The 3,619-nt window shown below is 40.1% G+C and carries 3 protein-coding genes; all 3 read right to left on the minus strand.

Going from position 1 to position 3,619, the window contains the following annotated elements; translation table 11 throughout:
• Positions 1–45: 45 nt before the first annotated feature.
• On the minus strand, positions 46–1,236 hold the full coding sequence (locus AACT21_RS07720; RefSeq protein ID WP_013857349.1) for an outer membrane beta-barrel protein: 1,191 nt from the start codon (positions 1,234–1,236) through the stop codon (positions 46–48).
• A gap of 20 nt (positions 1,237–1,256) precedes the next feature.
• Positions 1,257–2,651: an exopolysaccharide biosynthesis glycosyltransferase VpsL gene (gene vpsL / locus AACT21_RS07725; RefSeq protein ID WP_013857348.1), complete on the minus strand. Its 1,395-nt coding sequence runs from the start codon at positions 2,649–2,651 to the stop codon at positions 1,257–1,259.
• Positions 2,652–3,024: 373 nt separating this feature from the next.
• On the minus strand, positions 3,025–3,619 hold a 595-nt coding region (locus tag AACT21_RS07730; RefSeq protein ID WP_094164211.1), incomplete at its 5' end, for a YitT family protein.

The raw sequence follows: 3,619 nt of genomic DNA on the forward strand, positions 1-3,619 counted from the left end.
GGAAAGACAACTCAATAGAATGACTAAGAAGTACTTCATCGTAAGTTACATCACACCTTCAATAGCAAAGTAATAAACATTTTGATCGTAGCTTAACGAACTGATGCTGGAATCTCTCGATTCAAGTTGGTAGCCGACTTTGAATGTTAGCCAACGACGAAAATCGTAGCTTAATGAAAGTGTTACCTTACTGGTGTCATCGTCGCGAGCAGTGCTGGTGTAATTCTCGCTTAATAGAGAATAATCGACGTTAGAAGAGATGATGTCACTCCAATTGTGTGTCCAATTTGCGTTATACACTTTGGTATCGATTGAATCACCTGTACCGTCAGTATCGGTTGATTTACGATTTGTTTTCAACTGCACTGCAGAGTATGTGCGGATGAGATAAGTGACATCAATATCCCATGAAAAAGAGTCGAAATCTTCCCTAGAAGAGGATTCAAAATCTTTATGTTGCATACCGACCTTGGCATTTCCCTGCAGTTTCCCTGTTGCGTCCCACGAGGTACCAACATATCCCATATAATGGGTGCTGTCTTTGAGAGTTGAGCCTGGGGCTATATCACTATAATGCCTATCATTAACGATAATTTGGAAAACCAACGATGTTTTTGGCAGCGCTTTATAGTATAGAGAGCTGTTGAATCGTAATTCATCCCAATTTTGGTATTGAGTAATATTTTGGTTGTTTTTATAGTCCAAATTGCCCCAACCAAGGTTGGTTTCTATTCGACCTTTGGCGTCTTCACCACCAAAACCGTAACCGAGGTTGAAGTTATTGGTGTTGTATTCGTTGTACGACAAATTGAGTGTCGTATCGTTATCACCACGCTGTTCATGAGTTAATGCAAGAGCATAGCTGAAGTCAACTCGATGCTTGGAATTGAGCTCCCAGTCACTGGCTAAATCAAAGAAATGGTCAGTGTAGTTATCTTTGCTAGAGCTGAAAAAATCGCCTCTTTGTAGTCGATAACCTACGCGATGTTTCTGGCCACTTGTCGGCTCTATTGCTAAACCGATACCTGGTTCGAACACTGAATATTGGGAATGTTCGAGATCTTGTGACGCTTTTGCTAAGTTGTCGTTATAACCCGTTGATAAGTTTAAAAACGGTACAATAGCAATCCCTGACTCAGTCATGATTGGGTTAGGTTGCGGTTTTGCTTGTACGGCTGATAACGCAAAAAAAGCCAAACCAAAGGACGCGATTCTATTTAAATTAGTTGTTTTCATATGAGTATGCTTTATCCATTCTAGTAAGCATTCTTGCCTACAAATCCTTTAAATACGGTGAGAAATACGATTTTGATGTCGAACCACAACGACCATCTGTGTATATAGTCCAAATCAAATTGGACACGTTTTTCCATTTTATCTAGCGTATCGGTTTCACCACGCCAGCCATTAATTTGTGCCCAGCCAGTAATTCCTGGTTTTACTTTATGTCTCAGCATGTAGCGGTTAACGATCGTTCGATACTCTTCGTTGTGCGCTACGGCATGAGGGCGAGGGCCGACAATAGACATTCGACCTTGTAGCACATTAATAAACTGTGGTAGCTCATCTAATGATGTCTTCCGAATAAACGCACCAAAAGGAGTCACTCGGGGATCATTTTTTGTTGCTTGTGTCACTTTGTTCCCATTGTCCATGGCACGCATGCTTCTGAATTTCCATACTTTGATAGACTTTCCATCCAGCCCATAACGCATCTGTTTGAAAATAATGGGACCTGGTGAGCTGAGTTTCACGCCTACTGCAACTGCAATAAGGACAGGACTGATTAAAATCAAGATAAGACTACTTAAGACTAAATCTTCAAAACGTTTTAGCCACGTACCTAACCCATTGAACGGTGTATCAAAAATACTAAAAGCATTAACATCGCCGATGGTATACCAACGCGAATGCAGTAAATTGAAGGTGAAAAAATCCGGCACAATATAGGTATTCACTGTGCTATCCGAAAAGGCCTCTAGAATCTTGCTGATTCGATGCTGGGCTTGCATTGGTAGTGCTATGTACACACTTTTTACTTGACCGTTTTTGGCAAGTGTTAATGCATCATTAACTTTACCGAGCACTGGAATATGGCTTGCGATACGTTCATCACCCCTATCATCGTAAAAGCCAGTCAGTTTAATACCTAACTCAGGGTTATTGATGAGATTTTTCGATAGTTCTAGGCCCTGCGGTGTCATGCCGATAATGACAGCTTTAGTGGTGTGATAACCTTTTTTATGTAGATAGTAAATGACTGTAAATGCGACGAAGCGCCAAAGCAGTAATAAAATAAATGATCCGACAAACCAAAAACCTAAAATTAAACGTGAGAAATCGCTTCCAGTTTTTGTGAAATAACCAACTAAAGTTAAGCAGCCAACAGTTGAAGCCCAACAAAAAGCAGTGTGTAGAGTTAAAACTCTAAGTTTTGTGGTTCGCCAACCGCTGTATATATCAAGGCTTTCAGCAATAAATGAATAAAAAATAACCCCTAAAAGTCCCACAGATATATAAGACATCGTAACGATATGTGAGTGAAACTTTAGTGTAATATACATTGTGATCAGTATTACTAAGCAATCTATCAGGCGGTAGAAAAATTTACCTTGATAGTTAGAAATACGGATCCTTCCTCTTTCACCCATTGTAGAAGCTCCTAACCGCTCAATTATTAAGGTAACGAATAATAATTATTTTTTAGCAGTGCATTCTCATATTAAGCTCCGACGACTTCAACTGATCAGGTGCATCAAAAATAAGACGCGATGTGTGATATATGGAATGGGTGACTGTATTTTGGGTTTTTCAATTTGAGATGGAGTACCGAGAGTCGGATAAGGTGATGTAATCACTTGCTATTACTGCATTAACTTAATGTGGTCACCTTGTTAGACGACCGTTATATAAGAGCTAGCTAATGTTTAAATAAAAATAATGGGGGGCATTTACGGTGTAAGAATTAAGGCTAAATTTGGTTATATTTTTATCTCTTCTTAATCTTATGGGTATTGCGACAGCTTAAGGGTAAGTCACGCTATATCGTGTGGGTTTATGATTCATTGCTAACACAAGGTTAAGTGAGACAGCCCCGAGCACAGACAGTGTGGCAATGGAAAACGAAACAAAAAAGGCAGAAGCAGCTAAAATTGAGCAATCTATAACCAACTGACTTTTGCCAACAGGGATCCCAAATTTATCTTGAATAAACAAACACAAGACATTAAAGCCACCCAAGCTGGAACGGTGACGAAAGAGAATTAACATGCCAAGACCCATTAATAATCCCCCGGCAATGGCGCAGTAAATTTCATTGACCATTTCCAAAGAAATTACCAAATAAAGATGGTCTGCAAAAATAGAGACTAATGCGCCGGATAGCGCGCTGTTGATGGCAAAGCGATGACCGAATCGTTTCCAAGCCAAAATGTAAAAAGGGGTGTTAGCCAAAAAATAAATGCTACCAAATGAGGCTGGGACTAACTGGCTGATCAGCAGTGCTAAACCAGCGGTTCCACCTGTCAGTAAATGAGCGGACTGGAGAAAGAAGACGCCTTGTGCGACCAAAAAGGTTCCCGTTAAAATGGCAACCCAATCTTCTTTACGTGTGTGTGTT

This window comes from Vibrio sp. V08_P9A1T1 (assembly GCF_963874405.1).
Taxonomy (GTDB): domain Bacteria; phylum Pseudomonadota; class Gammaproteobacteria; order Enterobacterales; family Vibrionaceae; genus Vibrio; species Vibrio anguillarum.